Raw genomic sequence first — 18,320 nt, forward strand, 5'->3', positions numbered from 1 at the left:
CTCGCGTCTAAGGTCCCGGATATTCCAAACCCACAGTACAGCCGAGTGCCTCCATTGATAACGGTTAGGAGGCATCACCAGTTTTAAACACAAATACATTTTTACTGCTTTTTTTGGATATTTATCCAATCGTTTCAGTGAAAAAAATAAGCTGGATGAAATCCTGCTATTTAAAAGTTAGAAAATGCCTAAAAGCTTCTTCTTTTTATAAATTTTCTCCGGTGGATTTTTATGAAGATGTTCCCCATTTACGAGCAGCTCAGCATTTTCCTGAAAATAAGCTGCATAGTCGCTTCCCAGCTTGCCCGCTAGCCGTGTATAGGCCTCCGTCATTTTAAATGTGCGCGCAGTTGTATTGTGAGCGTCTGAAGCGAGCAAATGTGTTAAATTAGCTGTGATAAGCTGCTCGGTGAATTGTTGGACTTTCCTCCCAAACTTACCGATATAAGAAGCGGCAGTAATCTGTGTAGCTGCTCCGCTTTTCACGAGATCGTACAGCCGGTCTGGCTTCTGGATAAACTCAAAGTTGCGCTCCGGATGAACAATGATAGGAAGCAAGCCCTTCATTTGAATATCGTAGAATAGCTGTTCGGTGTAATGCGGGACGGTGCTGGCAGGGAATTCAATAAAAAGATAAGCAGAATTTCCCGAAGCAGTCAGAAGCTCCCCCTTTTCATAGTCCTCCAGCAATTCTCCGTAAATCCTGATTTCCTGTCCCGGCAGTATGTTCACGTTCACGCCGGCTTTCTTCAACTCCTCATTTAAGTGATCAACACTCGCCAATATGTGGGCCCTTGTATTGTCGTATGCGCCATTCTTATGATGAGGCGTAGCGATAATAGAGGTAATTCCTTCTCTTTCTGCCTCTTTTGCCATAGCAATACTTTCTGCAAGCGTGGAGGCTCCGTCATCAATACCGGGCAATATGTGACAATGGAGGTCAAACATATGCTCATTCCCTTCTTTTCTACTTGACAAACAATGAAAAAAATCACATAATTATCCTATTAGGACAGGTGTCTATTTGCTTAGTTTTTAGTTGGTTACCAATTTTAAAGGTTCACTTGTTCCCATAATAATAGTAGTAGTTGGTTTCCTTTAATTTCCGGTTGTTTAACACGACCCCAAGCGGCTTCGCTTTTGCAGCCTGAAGCAGCTCTTTCGCTTTAATAGCGCCATCTGCTTCTGTTTTGCCGCTATTAATGACGAGCAACGTCCCATCGCATTGGTTTGCCAATACCTGGGCGTCAGTTACCGCAAGCACTGGCGGTGTATCAAAGATAATCGTTTCATAGGAACGATAAGCTTCTTTAAGAAACTCTGCCATCATGCGGGAACCTAGCAGTTCGGCCGGATTAGGCGGAATGGGACCTGACAGCAGAACAGCAAGATCTTGCACAGTAGTTTCTTTTACTGCGGCAGCCAAACTCTTTTGTTTGGCAAGAACATTTGTTAATCCGACTGTATTCATAAAGTTAAATGTATAGTGCATAGTCGGCTTCCTCATATCTGCGTCGACAAGCAATACCTTCTTTCCTTGCTGGGCAAATACAATGGCCAGATTGGCCGCTGTTGTTGATTTTCCTTCACCGGGGCCAGCGGAAGTAACGAGCAGTGAACGGATTTCTTGATCAACTGCCGAAAATAAGATGTTTGTACGGATTGTTCGGTATTGTTCAGAAATCGGCGATCTCGGATCCATTTCAGTAATTAGGTTCCGTCTCGTCTGACCAGGAGTCTCATTTTTCTTTCTTTTAAGAACCAATGCTTTCACTCCTCACAACTGCTTTTTTCTCTATGGAAGCATGACCTTTTTCTTTTTTCGCTGCGTGAATTACGGTCACACTTCCAAGCACAGGAAGCTCAAGAAGCTTTTCAACATCCTGCTCGGTTTTTACAGTGTTATCCATGTACTCAAGCAAAAATGCAAGACCGATTCCCACCATTAATCCAACGACCAAAGCGATAACGATATTCAAAAGAGGTTTAGGTTTGACAGGCGATAAGCTGTCGCTCGCTTCTGCTTCAGCAAGAATGCTCACATTATCGACATTCATAATCTTAACGATCTCATTTTGAAATACACGAGCCGTTTCATTTGCGATATCGGCCGCGATAGTTGGATCTTCATCCTGTACAGCTACATTCACCACTTGTGAATCCTTTTCACTTTGAACGTTAATCTTCCCGTTTATTTCTGCTGCTGTCATATCCAAATCAAGATTTCGAACGACTTTATCCAAAATAGCCGGACTTTTAATAATGACATTATATGTATTAATTAACTGCAGATTTGTTTGAACCTCAGCCGGATTGTATAGCTGCTGCTCTGATTTCGCCTGGTTCACAAGCAACTGAGTAGATGCCTGATAAACAGGGCTAAGAACGAAATAACTGATGACTCCACTAATCAAAGCTGCCGCAAATGTAATAAGCAATATCAGCTTGAATCGCTTCTTTAACGTACCTACTAGTTCTCGCAAGCTAATGGTTTCTTCCATAAAATCCTCCTAAGTAATTGTCGAAAAAGGAATTAATTATCGAAATTGTAGCACATGAAGAATAAATTTCCATAAGTTATTATCTGAAGTTACGGAAAATTAATATTATTGTAATGTTTCTTGTAAATATTACATATACGGAAATTACGAGGGTACTGGTAAAAAAGATATTTTACTTAGAAATGAATCGCTCCACTTCCTTCTGTTAGCCTCTGAATGACTTGCTCTTCATCCTTAATCTGCGATGTTACCCACTAACAATTGTCCTTCTCTTCACAGCCCACAATCTTCGACAACACTTTTTCTCTTTCTCTTATCCGCTTTCTTGTTTAAGGATTTTTCTATATTACTGCCAAAAAGTCTCTCCCCCTCTCCTTCTTTCTTGCTCCTGCATGATTTACTAATTTGTTTATAATCAAATAAAGAATAATTGGAATGAAACCCGATTATTCCCATAAAAAACTATAGACATCGTATCTCATATTTTTATGAAATTCAAATATTAATAAATAAATAGTTATATACTACCAACTTTATGTATATATTACTTTTTGAACTATTATTTGCTAATAGCCATGCTATACTATGTTAAAAATTAATTGGCGGAGGCTGGTAATTGTATGAGGAAGTTTGTCAAACTCGCTTTAGCAGCTTTTCTGATACTGGCTATTGGCGCCGGAGCTGCAATCTATTACTTTATGAAGGTAAAACAGTACGATGTAGCGGATCGAAAAGTAGACGAAATTACTGAAAAACAGTATAGCATTCAACTGCCGAATGGGACCCCACTCCCGGAAGGAATCAAAACAGATGAGGATGGTAGTGTTTGGATCGATAAAAACGGTCATTATATACTAGAGGACGGCAGCACGGTGGATCCGCAATCATGGATGACAAAAGATCGTCCTGCAAATAATGGAAAAAGACCCAATGAAACAGTTAAAAAAGCAACAGTCGAAGAAATTAAAAAACGCTATGCACCTACGTTCAGCCACTTAGAAAGGCAGGCAAAACAGCAACTAGGTGCTTTAGTCGGGCAAGCTAAAAATGAGTATTCGGAAAAGGCTGCTAAAGGGGAAAAAATTAACCCTGCTTATTTTTATCAAAAATATACCGGTGCAGCAGACACGGTCGAAGCTAAAACAGATGCAGCATTTAATACTGTATATCTTACACTGGAAAATGAATTAAAAAGCAATCACTATAGCGCTTCTCATGCCAAGTCATTTAAAATAAGCTATGAAAATGCCAAAAAACAACAGAAGGAGGCATTGTTGTCGAAGGTTGCTGGCCAGTCATGAGAATAGAGAAGGGAGCGTATCTCTATACAGAGATACGCTCCCTTCTCTTCATCGTTCTCTCACTTCAAAATAAAAATATAAAAATCAGGTAATTATATGTATTTTTATATACAGAAAAAAGCCCCATAAAATGGGACTTTTTAAATAAAGACAAACATCTACAAAATAATTAGGTTTATTGCAGATTTAAGTGCTCTTTAAATATAGTAGACACTCTTTCTTTTTCTTCATCAGGCACAATATAATAGTAGATACCGTCTATTTTCTTTCCGGTTCCTTCTATCTGCTCCTGCTTAATGTTATTCCGGGCACCGGCATAGTTCTTTTGAATGGCTCTCATTTCATCTACGGACAAATTCGTTTCCATATTCGTTTTCAACGCATCTAATATGTCGTTATACTTCCAAATTGAATTGATGCTTGCCCCTTTATTAAGGATACCTTGTATCACCTGGCGCTGACGGGCTTGTCGACCAAAATCGCCTTGCGGGTCTTCTTTACGCATTCTTGTGTACTCCAAAGCCTGCTGGCCGGTTAAATGGATCGTTCCCTTGTCAAAGCTCTCGCCCCCATAAGAGAAGGCAAATGAATTTTCGACATCTACACCGCCGACGGCATCTACCATTTCCTTAAATCCGTCCATATTCATTTCTACATAGTAGTCTACTGGAATATCCAGAAACTCTTCCACTGTTTTTGCAGACATGTCTACTCCGCCAAAGGCATAAGCATGGTTAATCTTATCCTCTTTTCCTTTACCTGCAATATTTACGCGTGTGTCCCGAGGGATACTTAACATTTCCACAGAGTTTTTCTCACCATTTACGGACATTAAAAGCATCGTATCCGAGCGTCCCTTATCTCCTTCACGTTCGTCTACGCCAAGCAGCAAGACCGTAAAGGCATCTTTATTTTTCAAGGACACGTCCTTCTCACGCTTCTCCGATTTTTCCAGCGCTGATTTATTTACGATATTTTTAAGAGCACTGTTAAACGAAGAATATACATTAAATGCGAAAACCGCTCCAATGACTAATATGATCAATAATATAAGGCTAACAAACTTTCTCTTTTTTCGTTTCTGTCTGGTCCTTCTTCTTTCCATTTTTCCATTCTCCTTTTTAGTTTCCCCTATGCACAATTTACTACTTTTCTAGATTATCACGGAATTATGATTTAGCAAGAAAAAAGGACAGGAATCTTCTAAATAAAACAAAAAGACGCAGGCAAACGTTTGTCAACAACTCAGTTCCTTATGCCTATTCTTTTGGATAAGAAAAAGCAGAGACTGCCTATTTTCTCTGCTTATGAACATGGCCGTTTTTGAAAAACTCCCTCTCTCTCCAGAAAATTCTCCTAAATCTTAAATTGATGAATCGCTTCCTGTAACTGTTCGGTATGCTGGGCTAATTGAGCCGCATGCTGGGCCAACTCATTAGAGGAAGCTGCTTGTTCTTCCATAGAAGCAGCAATCTCTTCTGACGTAGCGGCGGTTTCTTGGGAAACGGCGGATATTCTTTCGATCGCTTTCACAATATGATCTTTTTGCACTTGCAGCTTATCGATGGAGTTTGTTTCCTTCTGAATGATCTGAATCATATTTTGCATAAATGCCATTAGTTGTTCATTAGATTGGGTAACTGATTGGACCGCCTTTTTTTGCTCATCACTAATCCGGTTTGTCTCAGCCATGACTTGAACCAGTTCCTCTGTTTCTACGAGCACGCGGTTGATCGTTTGCTGAATGTCTTCCGCCGAACTCTTAGACTGTTCCGCGAGGCTGCGAACTTCATGTGCGACAACCGCAAAGCCTTTCCCGTGTTCACCGGCTCTTGCCGCTTCAATCGAAGCATTTAGAGAAAGCAAATTGGTTTGCTCAGAAATTTGCGAGATAGCAGAAGTCACTTCCGATATCGACTTTGACTTTTCGTTTAAAGCTGCCACAAGTCTTGTTACCTTCTGAAATGCCTGTTCGAGAAGATTGGAAGAATCGCTTAATTGTCTTACCTTCCCACTGGCATTTTCCAGCTGTCCCGACGCAGCATCCAAAGCTCTTTCTGTTGATTGCGCTTGTTCCAGCAATTGGTCAATCTCCCAATTCAACGACTGAACAGTGCCAACGCCCCGTTCGATTTCCTCCGTTTGATGACCGGCTCCATTGGCAATTTCCTCAACAGAGCGGGAGGCGTTAGCAATAGCCGAACTGTTCTCAGCCGCAATCGTGTTCAGTCCAACGGTCGATTCATTGACACGCTGTACGTTCCGCTCGACTTGTTGAATAAGGCCTCTCATCTTATCAATCATCTGATTATAGCTAACGGACAAATCACCAATTTCATCATTGGATTGTACGATAAATTGTTCCTGTAAATTGCCTTCCGCCGTTTTATTTAACGTGCGTCTTAAGTTAGAAATAATTTGAACTAACTTTCTAGCTAAGAACATTGCAAAGAGGATGCCAATCAGCAAACCGACAGCCATGCTCAGCATACCCGTTTGTTGAATGTCCTTCATCTTGCTGGCAAATACACTCTGAGGAGTAAAAGAAATCACTTTCCAATTCAGCTCTGGAATAGTGGAGGTGTGTGCTTTGTATTCCTTTCCTTTCCATGTGAAAGTGCGGGGCCTGTCTTCTTTTTTATAAAGATCCGTAATCCAGCTGAATTGGGAATGGAAATCCGCTGAGTCTTTCATTACATCTTCTACACCCGCTATCTCGCCGCTTTTGGCAGGATTCATGTTCTTCCCTTCGGACCCCTCGATAAAAGAAGAAACAATTACCCCCTGGGCATCGAGAATCGCCAGTTTATTTCCTGTCGACTTTTCAATCTTCTCTCGAGCTTCCCCAATTGTAGACAGGTCTACATCATAGCCGAGACCGCCCACCATTTTGCCGTTAGACATAACGGGCGTAATAATAGATGTCATGACCTTATTAGACCCTTCTTCTCTGTATACATCCATCCATAGCGTTTTCTTATGCTTGGATAATTGTTTATACGTTCTTGTTTCACGCACATCTTTATTGAAGTCGGCGTACGGTGAAATATGAATCTTGCCTGTCTTCCAATCCATGAAATAAGCGGACATGATCAGCTCATTATTTTCCTCTACCGTCTTCATAAGAGCCTCAATGGCAGGAATGGCATTTTTCTCTTTTAATTGATTGGAAACGATAGCAGAAAGTTCTTCAGCTGATTGCTCAAATGTTTGAAGATTCATTCTTACCTGATCCGCAGTCATACCCGCATTGCTCTTGTTTGATTGGTTATCGTCTTTTTCTAGCATATCGCCAACCGTTTTGTACATAAACAAAATAGTCGCTGCAAGCGATAAAAAAACAGCCAAACAAATAGCGAAACTCCATTTTACACGGAGAGGGATTCTTTTCTTTCTTTTCTTCTCTGATGTAGCTCGTGTGCGCATCTGTTCTTAAGCTCCTTGATGAAATTTCCTGCATGTTGTTACTTAGGATAAATGTTTTATCGGCCTGTCTCCTCACATTTAAAGTAGTTTTATCAAGGAATGAAAAATAAGAATTTTCTATACAAGGCAAAGAATCTTTCTTGCCTTAATTATTTTTTTTAAAGGACTTTTTAAATTCCAAATATTGATCTTTGTATTCTTCATATGTGTCCCAGCTGTGAAACTTCAGCCCTACGATTACTTGTGAGCCGTCGGGATATACTGTTCGCTCATAGACACGCGTGTATGATTGGTCGTTTGCATCTATTCGATACCACTGAACGTGAGCCTTTTCCGTTTTTTCATTCTTTACATCACTTAATGTCTCCAGTGATGGATTTAACGCTATTTCCTCGGGATCTTTTTCTGCTGATCCTGCGAAAGCGAAGAAGGAAACCGGTGAATGTTCTGCCACAAACGTAACCATTTCAAAACCCGAGCCTTCGTCATTTTCATACGGATAAGAAGGCTCTGCTTGGAAATGTTCAGGACAGTCAATCGAAAAATAACCGGCATCAAATTGTGTGCCTCCTTCTGAGGTAACGACTCTTGAATCGGTATCGCCCCTCTCTACTGCTGACTCCTCTTCCCTATCCATAATGTTTTGATACTCTCCTGTATAAGGATTAAAATCAAAGAAGCCGTACGTCGCAGTATGTCCTTCTCCTGTTTTTGAATCGTCAATAACAAACTCATGAACCCAAAAGCGGTAGTTTCCCTTTTCTGTCATTCCTTCAAAATAAACTTTATATTTAGACTCAGCTAATCTAAACTCTTGATAAAGCCGTGTTGCCGCTTCTTCTTTGCTGATCGGTTCTTGCTCCTTTGTCTTTTCTGACGGCAAGTCGCTTAGTTTAATTACATATTTCCCTTTAGAATTAATGTAACCTGTGTTTTGTCCGACTGTTACTTCTGCCAATCCTCCTCGAAAGGGCTCAGCACTTGTAAATTGAGGAGAGATCACCATTTCTCCTGCCTCATTTGCATACCCCCATCTTCCGTCTATCTTTACTGCTGCTAACCCATCCGAGAAAGTGGAGGCTGATTCAAATGCCGGCTCTTTAATCCACTCGCCTTTTTTGTTGATGATCCCCCAGGAACCGCCTGATTGAGCAAGGCTCGCCTGATTGCCAAATTCAAGTGCATCATCATACTGAAAAGGTATCGCTTTTTCTCCTTGCTTATCAATATAGCCCCAGTGCTCCTCACCTGTAGCTTCATCTAGAATCATCGCTGGAGCTAAGCCGTTGTGGAATGATTGAATGACTTGGTAGGTGTCTTGGGAAAGGATTTTCCCCTCTTTATCTATTAAATAAGCGTGGGCATACTGGCTTGGAAGAATAACGGCCCGCCCTTCACTAAAAGGCAAAACAGTCGTTGTATTTCCTGCAGACAGGTTCGGCAGCTTTTTCATATTTCCATTCGTATCAATCAAATGGACCTCCCACTCTTCCTCGGCATCATTAGGATACACTCCAAGAGCGAGCCCTTCCGAAAAAGAGGAAGCAGTAAAGTATACTGGATGAATCTGAAGATTCCCCTTCTTATCTATATATCCATAACGGGGCATCGTCTCATCTTTACCGGCATTTGCTGAAATGAGCGCATAGCCATTAGAAAAAGGTTCAACTGCCTCATACTTGGACGTGAAAACTTCATCTCCTTTCTTATTAATAAAGTACGTATCTCCCCCTTTCGATACTTGAGCCAGTCCGTTCGAAAACGGAGCGGCAGAGTCAAATGGCCCCGATATGGCGATTTTGCCGTTTCCATTCACATAATGATTTCCTGTATCTAATTGCACGGGAACAGGCAGCCGTTCTGCTCCCGCTCTGTCCTGTTCACCTTTCACTTGACTGCCTGAATGAGAAGCGCTCGATCCCTCTTCTCCACATCCTCCCAGTAGCAGAAAAGCTCCTAATGCTACATACAACCGTTTCATTTCATCCCACATCCTATTTTTTACTTAAAGCGGTGAACCAGAAGAATTCTCTGCTTTGCTGTCCTTGTATACTTTGGCGTAAAGTATGATCCTTTAAAAGCTTGATTCTTTCCATTCGATGTCTTTCAAATTGATTTCATACGCTAAACAAGCGGAGGGAGTCCCTCCGCTTGTTTCTCAGCAACCCATTATCGGCTATCCTTTTCTCTACAGGCTGCTATACTACTTACCACTGGTAACTATATATTTTCCAGCTCGATTTCGAATATTGTTTAATCAAAAAGAGCTTTTGCTCGTATTCGTACATATCATCTTCGCTATTTTGATACACATTTAAGTATTGAGCGCCATTTTTTGTGTAATATGTAACGGTTGGAGGTTTGGGTGCGTCTTGAGCATACCAGTCAAATCCCCATATTCTGAAGGCTGGAAAGTCTGTAGCAATCCATTCATATAAAGGGTTGCCATATTTATCTTTTTTGCCTGTCGGCCACATGTCGTATTTAATCAGTGCATCAATATAAGAAGCCGTGTAGCTAGTGGCTAGAACAGAATGGATTTGCTTTCTCGTGTAAGAGCGCTCATAGCTCAGTTTGTCCATTGTGCCAATAGCCCGGTCTGTAATCCGTTTTGCCTCTTGATTAGACATCTGACTATAAAAACGCAAATATCCGGTGGAAACATACCCTTTCTTGTTATTCACCCTTGTTTCTGACCAACCATTCTTTGTTTGTGAATAGATCGTCAGCTTCGTGTTATTTTTTAAGGTTGCTATTACTTTGTAACTGCCGCCTGGACCGCTGCGAACATTGAGAACCCCTGATTTAATATCCACATACCCTGTTTTTGTCCCCGCTGCTTCTACATTAGATGAAAATATAATTGAGAAAGCCAAGGCAGTCATCAGCATAGCCAGAACTGCTCGCTTTATTTGTTTGCTTATCCCCATTCTCTCTCCCCCTTAAAATTAATAATTCTATTTTACTAGTACTAATTATCTAAGTAAATATTAATCTTTCTTTATTTTCACGCTTTTTAGTTTTCGATTCATTATCTTTTCACTTGCCTTTGAAAAAGGCTCCGTTATATTTGTTTATTGATTTTCTCTGCAGGCTAACGCCTTTTGCTACAACCAACTAGTGAAAAACAATATTCTTCTTTAACAAAGTTTGACACAACATTAGATTTTGTCCCCCTTTGTATTAGTCATGGGTTAACGCCCATACGAGCGATACGACCCAGCCAACAAGAGACCAGCCAAGGAAAAAATTTAATGCGAAGATCGCTACTTTGTTTCGCTTGTTTCTTATAAAAGCGATAATCGTAGGAATTAAATAAAAGCATAAAGCAATGAATGCAACAAGAAATAACGACATGATTCTATCTCCCTCAACCTATTTATTTGACTAGCCTTACTAAAAAAGGGCTGTTCAAAGTCAGGGATTAACTGACTTCAAACAGTCCTTTCTAATCCTTATGCATTATTTTGTTGATAAACGGTACAGAAAAATCGCTAACTGGCCGCGTGTTAATTTTTGGGACACACCGAAGGATCTAGCAGAAATACCATTTGTCACTTTATTAGCTACAAGGGCATCTACTGCGTCTCTGTACCGGTCAGATACATCCGTAAAAGAAGAAGAGCCGTTTCCGGACAGCTGATACGCTCGCTGTAAGATAATTGCAATTTCACCGCGTGTTAACGAATCATACGCGCCAAATCTCGTGTCTGTTTTTCCGCCAACAATGCCTTCTTCTTTCAAAGCATTTACCGCGCCAACGGCTCTTGCTGGCACATCAGCAAACCCTGAGTCTCTAGCTGTTTCTGTATTTAAATTCAACGCTTTTGCCAACCAGACAGCCGCATCTGCACGGCTGATGTTTTTGGAAACACCGAATTCTGTTTTAGACAGGCCATTTGTAATTTGGTGGCGGACTAAATAATCAACAGCTGGCCGATAAGCAGAAGAGACATCCTTAAACTGAACTGTCACCGGCTTTAATTCAGGAATGTCTAGTGTATAGACTCCTTGAGAATTTGAATAGTAGCCGCCGACGCTCACAAAATAATCTTTATTAGGTGTCAGGCTATACGTGATAATTTGTGTATGAGGATTGTCTTCCTCTCCATTATACGTAGTTACCCGGTCGAGCTGTTTTCCATTTTCGTCAAGCAGCAACACTTCCGAATAGAAAAATGCACTTGCTTTGATATTTACTTTCGTAGGGGATTTTACGCGCAATTTGTAATAATCAGCGCGGTCGTTCCAGCTGATCAGCCCTTTTACCGTACCGGTACTTGGAAATGGCTGGGCAGTCACTGTCCCGTTGTTCCCTTCCGTTTCTGTATTGCCGGCTGCTGTGTGCGAGACCTTTAATTTGTATTTCCCTGTGTAGCTGGATGAATACTTGCTCACTTTCGCGTAATACTTGCCTGGCTCAAGATAAACTGTGAAAAATTCCTTTTTAGGTGTTTCCGGTTTTCCTTCCCGAACGCTCGCATTATCCCACACTCTTTGATCTGTTGTGTGATTGATTAGGCTGAAGGAAACCGCTTCAAGATAAGAATCTAGCTGAATGGTTACTTTCCCAGCCTGTTTTACGTCAAATTCATAATAATCCTCAGCATCATTCCAGCTAAGAAAGCCAGTAACCGGCTCATGAGGCAACGTAATTTTTTGGGCAGCCTCTGTTCCATTATTAGGCTCCATTTCATTCGCTTGTGAGCTTACAAAATCAGCCGTGACTCGATAGCTTCCGTTATAGGAAGAAGAGTATCGTTCAACAATAACGGTGTAGCTCCCCTCTTCTAAATCGACAGCATAATTTTCCTTAGCTGGATTATCAGGTTTTCCACCGCGCACGCTGTGAGAAAATACTTCTTTGTTATTTTCATCTACTACTTCGATAGACACCGCTCCAAGATAAGATTGCAAATCGATCGTAAACGTACCCGAATGGGTCAATGTATATGTATAGCGATCCTCGGTATTCGTATCTGCAAGCGTTCCGCTGTATGCCTGTCCAAATTCATTCTGGGCTGCAGAAACGGGCCCTGCCTGAAAAAGCACAACCATAAACAATAAAGCAAAAAAAACAGCAAAATTTCTTTTCATCGTATCCCTCCCGAACTTTTATACTAGTTCTTTTTAACTAACAAGATTATTTTACATTAGTAGGGATATTTTGCAATACGAAATATTTTGAGGATTTGCATCGAATATTCTTCCTAATGAAATGAAAAAAGTTTCAACATAAATCAACAAGATGAGCAAATGCCTTCTATTTCTTACCATTATTTTCTTTAAAATGATAAACTTTTACACCAATAAAAGAAAAAGAGCTATTTAACTGCTAATTTGCTATGATGTCGAAATAAAAAGAATACGTATATTTACTTAGATAAAAGTATTTTATGTATTTTTTTCAAAATATTTGATGTTTTTATACTAGTAAAAATATACCAGTTTGTTATAATGAAGAGGATATTGTTAAGAAGGGGGTTATATTGATGAATATAATGAAAAATTATGAGATTTCAATGAACACCATGGCTCTCGTCGAAGAATATCATCTAGAGTACAACACGATTATTTATGATGTAAACGGCATTTATTACACAAAGCAGACCGTCAAGTCCTTGCTTGAAGAGGCTTGTATTAAGAGATTCTCCACTTATGAAGGCCGGCTGAAGCCCGTCCGCAAGCTGCTTGATTACGTCCAAAAGACACCTTTGCTTATTTGCCCCAACCAGCGCATTTGTGCTTTTCCAATCACATCGCCACAAAAATACGGCTGCCCCTGGATCCTGCCCTACCACGTACAATCCTATGAAATGAAGAACGGCAAACTGATCGTGACCTTCAATAATGGCATACAGCTGCCACTTAACTGTTCACTGCGGATCTTCAAAAATCAGCTGGAACGGACCGCTAATTGTCTTAATTACTATCAGCGGATGACAGCTACTCTTTTTTAATGAAATAAGTTGGTGTAAAAATAGAATTGGAGAGTGATTATCTTGTTAGCCGATATCCATCACAAAATTTCGCAATCCTGCTTGTATGAAAGACAAACTAAGAGAATTTTTTGACTCTATTTGCCTGTTCAGCAAGAATTAAAATATATCCTTTCAAAGACCACGTTCATTCATACATACAAAACACTTTGAAGAAAGGAAAATCGCTTTAATTATTGAATACCTTTATACTCTTGGAATATCAAAGCAAATATTTAGTCGGCCTCTCTTCAGTCGATAGTGAGAAAGAATAGTTTATTAACCATAAAAAAACACTCCTGTATTCATTCAATACAGGAATGTTTTTTTACTTTATACCACTCATTTTCCTTCTCATCAATCTTCCCTTATTAGAAGATAAAAAGTGTTCTATCTGATTGATTTTTATACTTATGGAACAAGAATCTCTTTTCCATCTTTGTTTATTTGATACTTGTGGTTTGTCGCAGCTTCCTCAATTTCTTTGAATGCCCAATGATCCATTTTCACATCTTTAAACGTTTGTTTTTTGACCTCATGCAGTGGGCCGCGTTTAAATAGCCGGTTGAGCATTATTACAATTTGCGCACGTGTGATGGGTTGTTCGGGCTTAAAGAAACCATTGCTAAACCCATTGATGATACCAATTTTACTGGCATGGCCAATCGCTTTTGCTGCCCAGTGATCCGCTGGCACATCTTTAAAGTTTATAGCCGGTTTTGTTGGATGACACAGTGTCGAATCTGTTTCTTTTTTACACATTTGATCTACCCAACGGCTGGCAATAGCCGCCATCTGTGCACGTGTGATGGGCTGCTCTGGACGGAAGGTTCCATCCTTGAAACCAAAAATAATCCCCGCCTCGCGAGCCATTTCAATTTCTTTGAATGCAAATGACCCTTTTGTATCTGTATAAGATGATGTTCCATTATATGTTTTATCCAAATTACGTACCAGCATGGCTGCGGTTTGCGCACGTGTCACGGTTTCATCAGGACGGAAGGTTCCATCCTTGAAACCATGAATATATAATTCATGTTCACCTTTTTTATTTGGAGAAAAGTAGTCTGCCGCACCCTCCATATACATCACAGTAAATGTTGAGAACTTCTGAACATCAAATTTAATCCCTTGCTTGCCTGGTTTAAATTCAACAAGACTTCCCTGAATCACTTCTTTTGTCCCATCGCTGTGTTCAATGAAGATGGCCATATTATTGATGACTTCTTGCGGCAAGTTTGCTGGCAATGGGATCGTAATCGTTACCGGACGATTTTGCATGTTCGTTTCAATCGTCATTGGACGACCCAGTATCTTAATCGTTGATACATTGCCATTAGTGATTTCGCGAACGAGTTTTTCCTGCTTTGCCAACTCTTTGATTGCATTATGTCCTGCTTCATCTTTTACAGGGACCATGTGGAAGAATAAGTCATCCACAAAACCAGAAATCGATGCATCTGGGACAAACAGGCGAGCATTCTCCGTTTGAATTTCTAAACTTGCTTTTCCGTTTTCTAAGGCTTTCATTGCTAACTGTGGAACATTGATCATTGTTTCAGATACCTGATCATTTAAATCAGGAATAACAATGCGCGCTGTTTTATCTATTGTATTATTAAGCTTGCTAATAGATTCATCTGCCTTTTCCCTTGTAAACGTTACATCGTCTCTTACAGTTCCATCTGGGGCAGTTGTTCGTTTGATCGGTGTTTGTACAAGCAGTTTATCACCCGATACAACATCAACTACAATTTCTTCTGTGACTGGAGAAGGAGTTGGATTACCACCACCGCTGTTTGAAGACCATCGAGCATAGAGCGTCATATCGTCCGTAATTAATGTATCAAAAATAAATTTATTTTTAAATTTTTCATCCTTGTACCAGCCTGCGAAGACATAACCAGGACGTTTTGGATCTTTAGGTTTCTCAAGCTTGTTGTTATAAACAACTGAAGAAGACGCTATAGCCGATCCTCCGTTTACATTAAAAGTTACCTTGTAAGACTGAATATCCCACTTTGAATATAAAGTTGTATCCTGTGTAATAGTGTCTCTGTCAAAATGATAGGCATCTGTTAACTGAGAATCCTTATACCATCCTGCAAATGTATAGCCCGTTTTGCTGGGATCCAGTGGTTTAATCAAAGTCTCTCCATGATTAACTACAGCAGACTCAATAGATGTACCACCATCTACATTAAATGTGACCGTATATTGATTAAGTTTCCATTGTGCGTAAAGAGTTATATTTTGCTCAATTGTAAAACTATCGCCAGCTTTGTAGGCTATACCGGTTCCATCGGATTTTGTATTCCAACCAGTAAATGTATAGCCCGTTTTAATCAGAGAACCTAAGTTTTCCTTAACTGCAACACTTTGAGCTGGATCATATTTTTCTATCCCCGGCACACTGCCTGAGATAGCTCCGTTCTCATTATATGTGACCGTGTAACCTTCAAGAGTTGGCATTGTCAAAGTGAATACTTTTGTGAGAGTAGTTTCTCCCTTTGTAATTGTTGCTGTCAGCGTAATCGTTTGATTGCCTTCAGTAAATTTAGGACGTGTGACGATTCCTTGATTGGACATAAAATCAGCATGAGAACTTGTCCACTTAATAACAGATCCATTGTCTCCACTTTCCGGCAATGTCACATTTTGCGTTACACTTGTTTGACTATCCCCGTCTCTATAACCGATTGAAAGAGAATCTTTATCTCTTTGAGCAAGCTCGGCATCCGATGGGGCTTCTCTCGTAATAATAATTTGATATGTTTTTGTTTCTCCATTTTGCGCTGTAACGATAATAGTCGCTGTATTAGCCCCTACATTTAGGGGAATAGAAACTGGTGAACTATTATCTGTATGGTTACCATTTACTGTTAAAGTTGCTGTGCTATCAGCAGTTGTCGAAGTAAGATCAATAGAATTAACATTATTTTCAACGGTAACTGTATAGGAAGTTATAGAAGATGCAAAATTAGGAGAAAGTTCTCCTTTGCTAACAGTAAGATTTGATAAATCATTATTACTGCTTGCCGCTCTTGTTACTGTAACACTATATGTTTTTGTTGATATTCCATCTTCCGCTGTTACTATCACAGTTATAGTATTTTCACCAACATGAAGAGGTATATTTTTGGCATTTCCACTTGTAGCATTAGATCCATTTATAGTTATTGCTGCCTTGCTATGTGCGACAGTAGGCATGATATTTATAGATGTTAGACTGTTTGCCACATTCACTGTATAGTTTGTTGTTCCGGAAGAGAATACGGGTGACAACGTTCCGTTGCTAACTAGTATGTTAGATAGATCTGCGTTTTTTGACAGCTCTGGTACCCATTTTGCAAACAATATTATATGATTGGTCCCCATCTGAAATGTAGCATCAGGCTCATAATCAATGCCACTACCATCAGCCTCTGTATTCCAACCTGCAAATACATAACCATTCTTCGTAAGATTTCCTGTATTGCCTAAAATGGTAACAGATTCTCCCTCTTCATAAGCGTTGGTATCAACTGGAATAGTGCCATTAGTGTAACCATTTCCATCGTAGCTGACAGTGTGCGTAGCTGCTGCTGGAACTAATCCAAAATCCTTACTTGTGCCAGTCAAACTGCTAATTTTCTTTAACTCCCCATGCAGCAGTACCATTATAAAGTTACCTTGAGTATCGACTAAATACGTCCACTCCTCAGCATAATCCTCAACTAAAGCAGGCTGAACTGTCTTATTGCCGACAATCCAATGCTCTCCATCATTTTTCAAGGCAACAAAATAGCCATTTGACCAGTCCGGCGCCCATGATTCTACTAACCCGTATACATCTGAGCCGCTAGCGTAAAGGTCTAATGAATAAAGTATTCTGTTAGACTCTATATACAAAGGTTCCCGCTTCCAGCTCCCTGATTTATTTGAATGGATATAAGCGGTAGTCGATTGAAAATTCTCTACTGAATTATAGTTTGGATAATAAGCAAAATAGACATTCCCACCATCATCTAATGTTAAAGGTGTATAACGATAATCTTTTGCCTCAGAAACTGCATCAACTAACTTTTGTGCTGTCGGAAAGCTTAAATCAGAAACTTTTTTACTTGTGTAGTAGTAATTGCCATAGTAATCATTCTGATTATCCTCTTTGACATAAGCGATATGCACTGCATCACTTCCATCAATAGCAACATCCGGATCATGTATTTCACCAGTTCCCCCAGACCCTTGTGCCAAAGTGTCTATCTTCCAAGAGCCTGTTGAATTTGAGGCGTACTTTAAGTAATGATCATGATTTTCAGCATAGTCGTATATATAAACTATATGTACTTTGCCAGTATTATCTACCGCAATCGCTGGATCATAAAAATTTTTCCATCCCCTTGAATCGCTATATGCTTCGATTTCTTGGAACGACCAAGCATTTCCGTCGAATACACCGTATTTTACACCACGATGGCTTTCTACCCCTGACCCTTTCTCATGCTTAAAAACTAAGTGAAGTTTGCCATCCGAGTCCACAGCTAAATCTAATGAATCACTAAAACTTGTATCCCCTGTTAAAGATGTTGTGACGCTTGTTAAAAGTACCCAGTCACTGCCGTTCCACTTTTTAATAGCAATTTCACTAGCGTTTATTTTATGAGCGAGATAAATTTCTCCATTCGGTCCCTTCGCCAACGTATTAAAGGCCCACGTATTTTGATCATAAGTGTGAATCATTGTTTCTTTAATCGTATTTTCATCTGATGATGTATGATCAGCACTGTTTGCAGCTGATTGAGCCGGAAAATAACTGACTAATTGTATGAGCATAATAAAAACCACAAATATAGCTTTCATAGAAAATGAGCTTTCCTTCTTTCCTTTCATTAACTCTCTCCTTTATCTTTTATTAATTTCTGCTTAATACTAACTTCCTAATTATTTGGCTACCTCTCGTTCTTCTGATAGATACAATTTAAAATGAGAAAGCGATTTGCCTGGATCACCTCATACACCCGTATTGAATGGATATTTCGCCAAACTTATACATGGATTACTCAAATTTTTGATATTATTATACAACATAAGACCTAATATTTGTGAAAAAAATAAATATTCAGAAATTATAT

General features: G+C 39.8%; 12 protein-coding genes and 1 pseudogene. 2 read left to right on the forward strand and 11 right to left on the reverse strand.

Annotated elements, in window-relative coordinates; all coding sequences use genetic code 11:
- Positions 1 to 177 precede the first annotated feature (177 nt).
- The 3 genes from CJ483_RS11850 to CJ483_RS11860 form a co-directional block, all read right to left on the reverse strand.
- Complete coding sequence (locus CJ483_RS11850; RefSeq protein ID WP_120035188.1) at positions 178 to 948, reverse strand: tyrosine-protein phosphatase; 771 nt, start codon at positions 946 to 948, stop codon at positions 178 to 180.
- Positions 949 to 1,060: 112 nt separating this feature from the next.
- On the reverse strand, positions 1,061 to 1,765 hold the full coding sequence (locus tag CJ483_RS11855; protein ID WP_275064569.1) for a CpsD/CapB family tyrosine-protein kinase: 705 nt from the start codon (positions 1,763 to 1,765) through the stop codon (positions 1,061 to 1,063).
- Positions 1,755 to 2,501 (reverse strand): YveK family protein, encoded by a 747-nt coding sequence (locus CJ483_RS11860; protein WP_120035190.1) that lies wholly within the window; start codon positions 2,499 to 2,501, stop codon positions 1,755 to 1,757. Before CJ483_RS11860 ends, CJ483_RS11855 begins: the two co-directional genes overlap by 11 nt.
- 620 nt (positions 2,502 to 3,121) lie before the next feature.
- On the opposite strand from CJ483_RS11860, the gene CJ483_RS11865 reads away from it, so the two are divergent.
- Positions 3,122 to 3,802 carry a hypothetical protein gene (locus CJ483_RS11865; protein ID WP_120035192.1) on the forward strand — a complete coding sequence of 227 codons (681 nt, stop codon included), beginning with the start codon at positions 3,122 to 3,124 and terminating at the stop codon, positions 3,800 to 3,802.
- 175 nt (positions 3,803 to 3,977) lie between these two features.
- Here CJ483_RS11865 and CJ483_RS11870 read toward each other — a convergent pair whose 3' ends face one another.
- The 7 genes and pseudogenes from CJ483_RS11870 to CJ483_RS11895 all read right to left on the reverse strand — a co-directional run bounded on the left by CJ483_RS11870 (position 3,978) and on the right by CJ483_RS11895 (position 12,325).
- Positions 3,978 to 4,907 (reverse strand): LCP family glycopolymer transferase, encoded by a 930-nt coding sequence (locus CJ483_RS11870; protein WP_120035194.1) that lies wholly within the window; start codon positions 4,905 to 4,907, stop codon positions 3,978 to 3,980.
- Between the two features lie 251 nt (positions 4,908 to 5,158).
- On the reverse strand, positions 5,159 to 6,106 hold the full coding sequence (locus tag CJ483_RS25765) for a methyl-accepting chemotaxis protein (protein ID WP_481747739.1): 948 nt from the start codon (positions 6,104 to 6,106) through the stop codon (positions 5,159 to 5,161).
- Positions 6,101 to 7,228, reverse strand: a pseudogene (locus CJ483_RS25770) (cache domain-containing sensor histidine kinase); the annotation flags it as partial. The gene CJ483_RS25765 and the pseudogene CJ483_RS25770, both read right to left, overlap by 6 nt.
- A gap of 145 nt (positions 7,229 to 7,373) precedes the next feature.
- On the reverse strand, positions 7,374 to 9,209 hold the full coding sequence (locus CJ483_RS11880; protein ID WP_182917033.1) for a WG repeat-containing protein: 1,836 nt from the start codon (positions 9,207 to 9,209) through the stop codon (positions 7,374 to 7,376).
- A gap of 226 nt (positions 9,210 to 9,435) precedes the next feature.
- Positions 9,436 to 10,158, reverse strand: a complete 723-nt coding sequence (locus tag CJ483_RS11885) for an SH3 domain-containing protein (RefSeq protein WP_120035200.1) — start codon at positions 10,156 to 10,158, stop codon at positions 9,436 to 9,438.
- A 253-nt stretch (positions 10,159 to 10,411) separates the two neighbouring features.
- On the reverse strand, positions 10,412 to 10,585 hold the full coding sequence (locus tag CJ483_RS11890) for a superinfection immunity protein (RefSeq protein WP_120035202.1): 174 nt from the start codon (positions 10,583 to 10,585) through the stop codon (positions 10,412 to 10,414).
- A 105-nt stretch (positions 10,586 to 10,690) separates the two neighbouring features.
- Positions 10,691 to 12,325: an S-layer homology domain-containing protein gene (locus CJ483_RS11895; RefSeq protein WP_120035204.1), complete on the reverse strand. Its 1,635-nt coding sequence runs from the start codon at positions 12,323 to 12,325 to the stop codon at positions 10,691 to 10,693.
- Positions 12,326 to 12,720: 395 nt separating this feature from the next.
- Between CJ483_RS11895 and CJ483_RS11900 the strand changes: the two genes are divergently transcribed.
- The gene (locus CJ483_RS11900) at positions 12,721 to 13,188 is read left to right on the forward strand and encodes a competence protein ComK (RefSeq protein ID WP_120035206.1); all 468 of its coding nucleotides are present in this window, start codon (positions 12,721 to 12,723) and stop codon (positions 13,186 to 13,188) included.
- Between the two features lie 429 nt (positions 13,189 to 13,617).
- Here the strand turns inward: CJ483_RS11900 and CJ483_RS11905 are convergent, their stop codons facing one another.
- Positions 13,618 to 18,078: an InlB B-repeat-containing protein gene (locus CJ483_RS11905; protein WP_120035208.1), complete on the reverse strand. Its 4,461-nt coding sequence runs from the start codon at positions 18,076 to 18,078 to the stop codon at positions 13,618 to 13,620.
- Positions 18,079 to 18,320: the final 242 nt, after the last annotated feature.

This window comes from Bacillus sp. PK3_68, assembly GCF_003600835.1.
In the GTDB taxonomy this organism is placed as follows: Bacteria; Bacillota; Bacilli; order Bacillales; family Domibacillaceae; genus Pseudobacillus.

Bases quoted from the DNA above. Each gene is read 5' to 3' on its own strand.
- CJ483_RS11865 (WP_120035192.1), top strand. From the start codon at position 3,122: ATGAGGAAGTTTGTCAAACTCGCTTTAGCAGCTTTTCTGATACTGGCT.
- CJ483_RS11885 (WP_120035200.1), bottom strand. From the start codon at position 10,158: ATGGGGATAAGCAAACAAATAAAGCGAGCAGTTCTGGCTATGCTGATG.
- CJ483_RS11905 (WP_120035208.1), bottom strand. From the start codon at position 18,078: ATGAAAGGAAAGAAGGAAAGCTCATTTTCTATGAAAGCTATATTTGTG.
- CJ483_RS11870 (WP_120035194.1), bottom strand. From the start codon at position 4,907: ATGGAAAGAAGAAGGACCAGACAGAAACGAAAAAAGAGAAAGTTTGTT.
- CJ483_RS11895 (WP_120035204.1), bottom strand. From the start codon at position 12,325: ATGAAAAGAAATTTTGCTGTTTTTTTTGCTTTATTGTTTATGGTTGTG.
- CJ483_RS11860 (WP_120035190.1), bottom strand. From the start codon at position 2,501: ATGGAAGAAACCATTAGCTTGCGAGAACTAGTAGGTACGTTAAAGAAG.
- CJ483_RS11850 (WP_120035188.1), bottom strand. From the start codon at position 948: ATGTTTGACCTCCATTGTCACATATTGCCCGGTATTGATGACGGAGCC.
- CJ483_RS25765 (WP_481747739.1), bottom strand. From the start codon at position 6,106: ATGATTGATAAGATGAGAGGCCTTATTCAACAAGTCGAGCGGAACGTA.
- CJ483_RS11900 (WP_120035206.1), top strand. From the start codon at position 12,721: ATGAATATAATGAAAAATTATGAGATTTCAATGAACACCATGGCTCTC.
- CJ483_RS11890 (WP_120035202.1), bottom strand. From the start codon at position 10,585: ATGTCGTTATTTCTTGTTGCATTCATTGCTTTATGCTTTTATTTAATT.
- CJ483_RS11880 (WP_182917033.1), bottom strand. From the start codon at position 9,209: ATGAAACGGTTGTATGTAGCATTAGGAGCTTTTCTGCTACTGGGAGGA.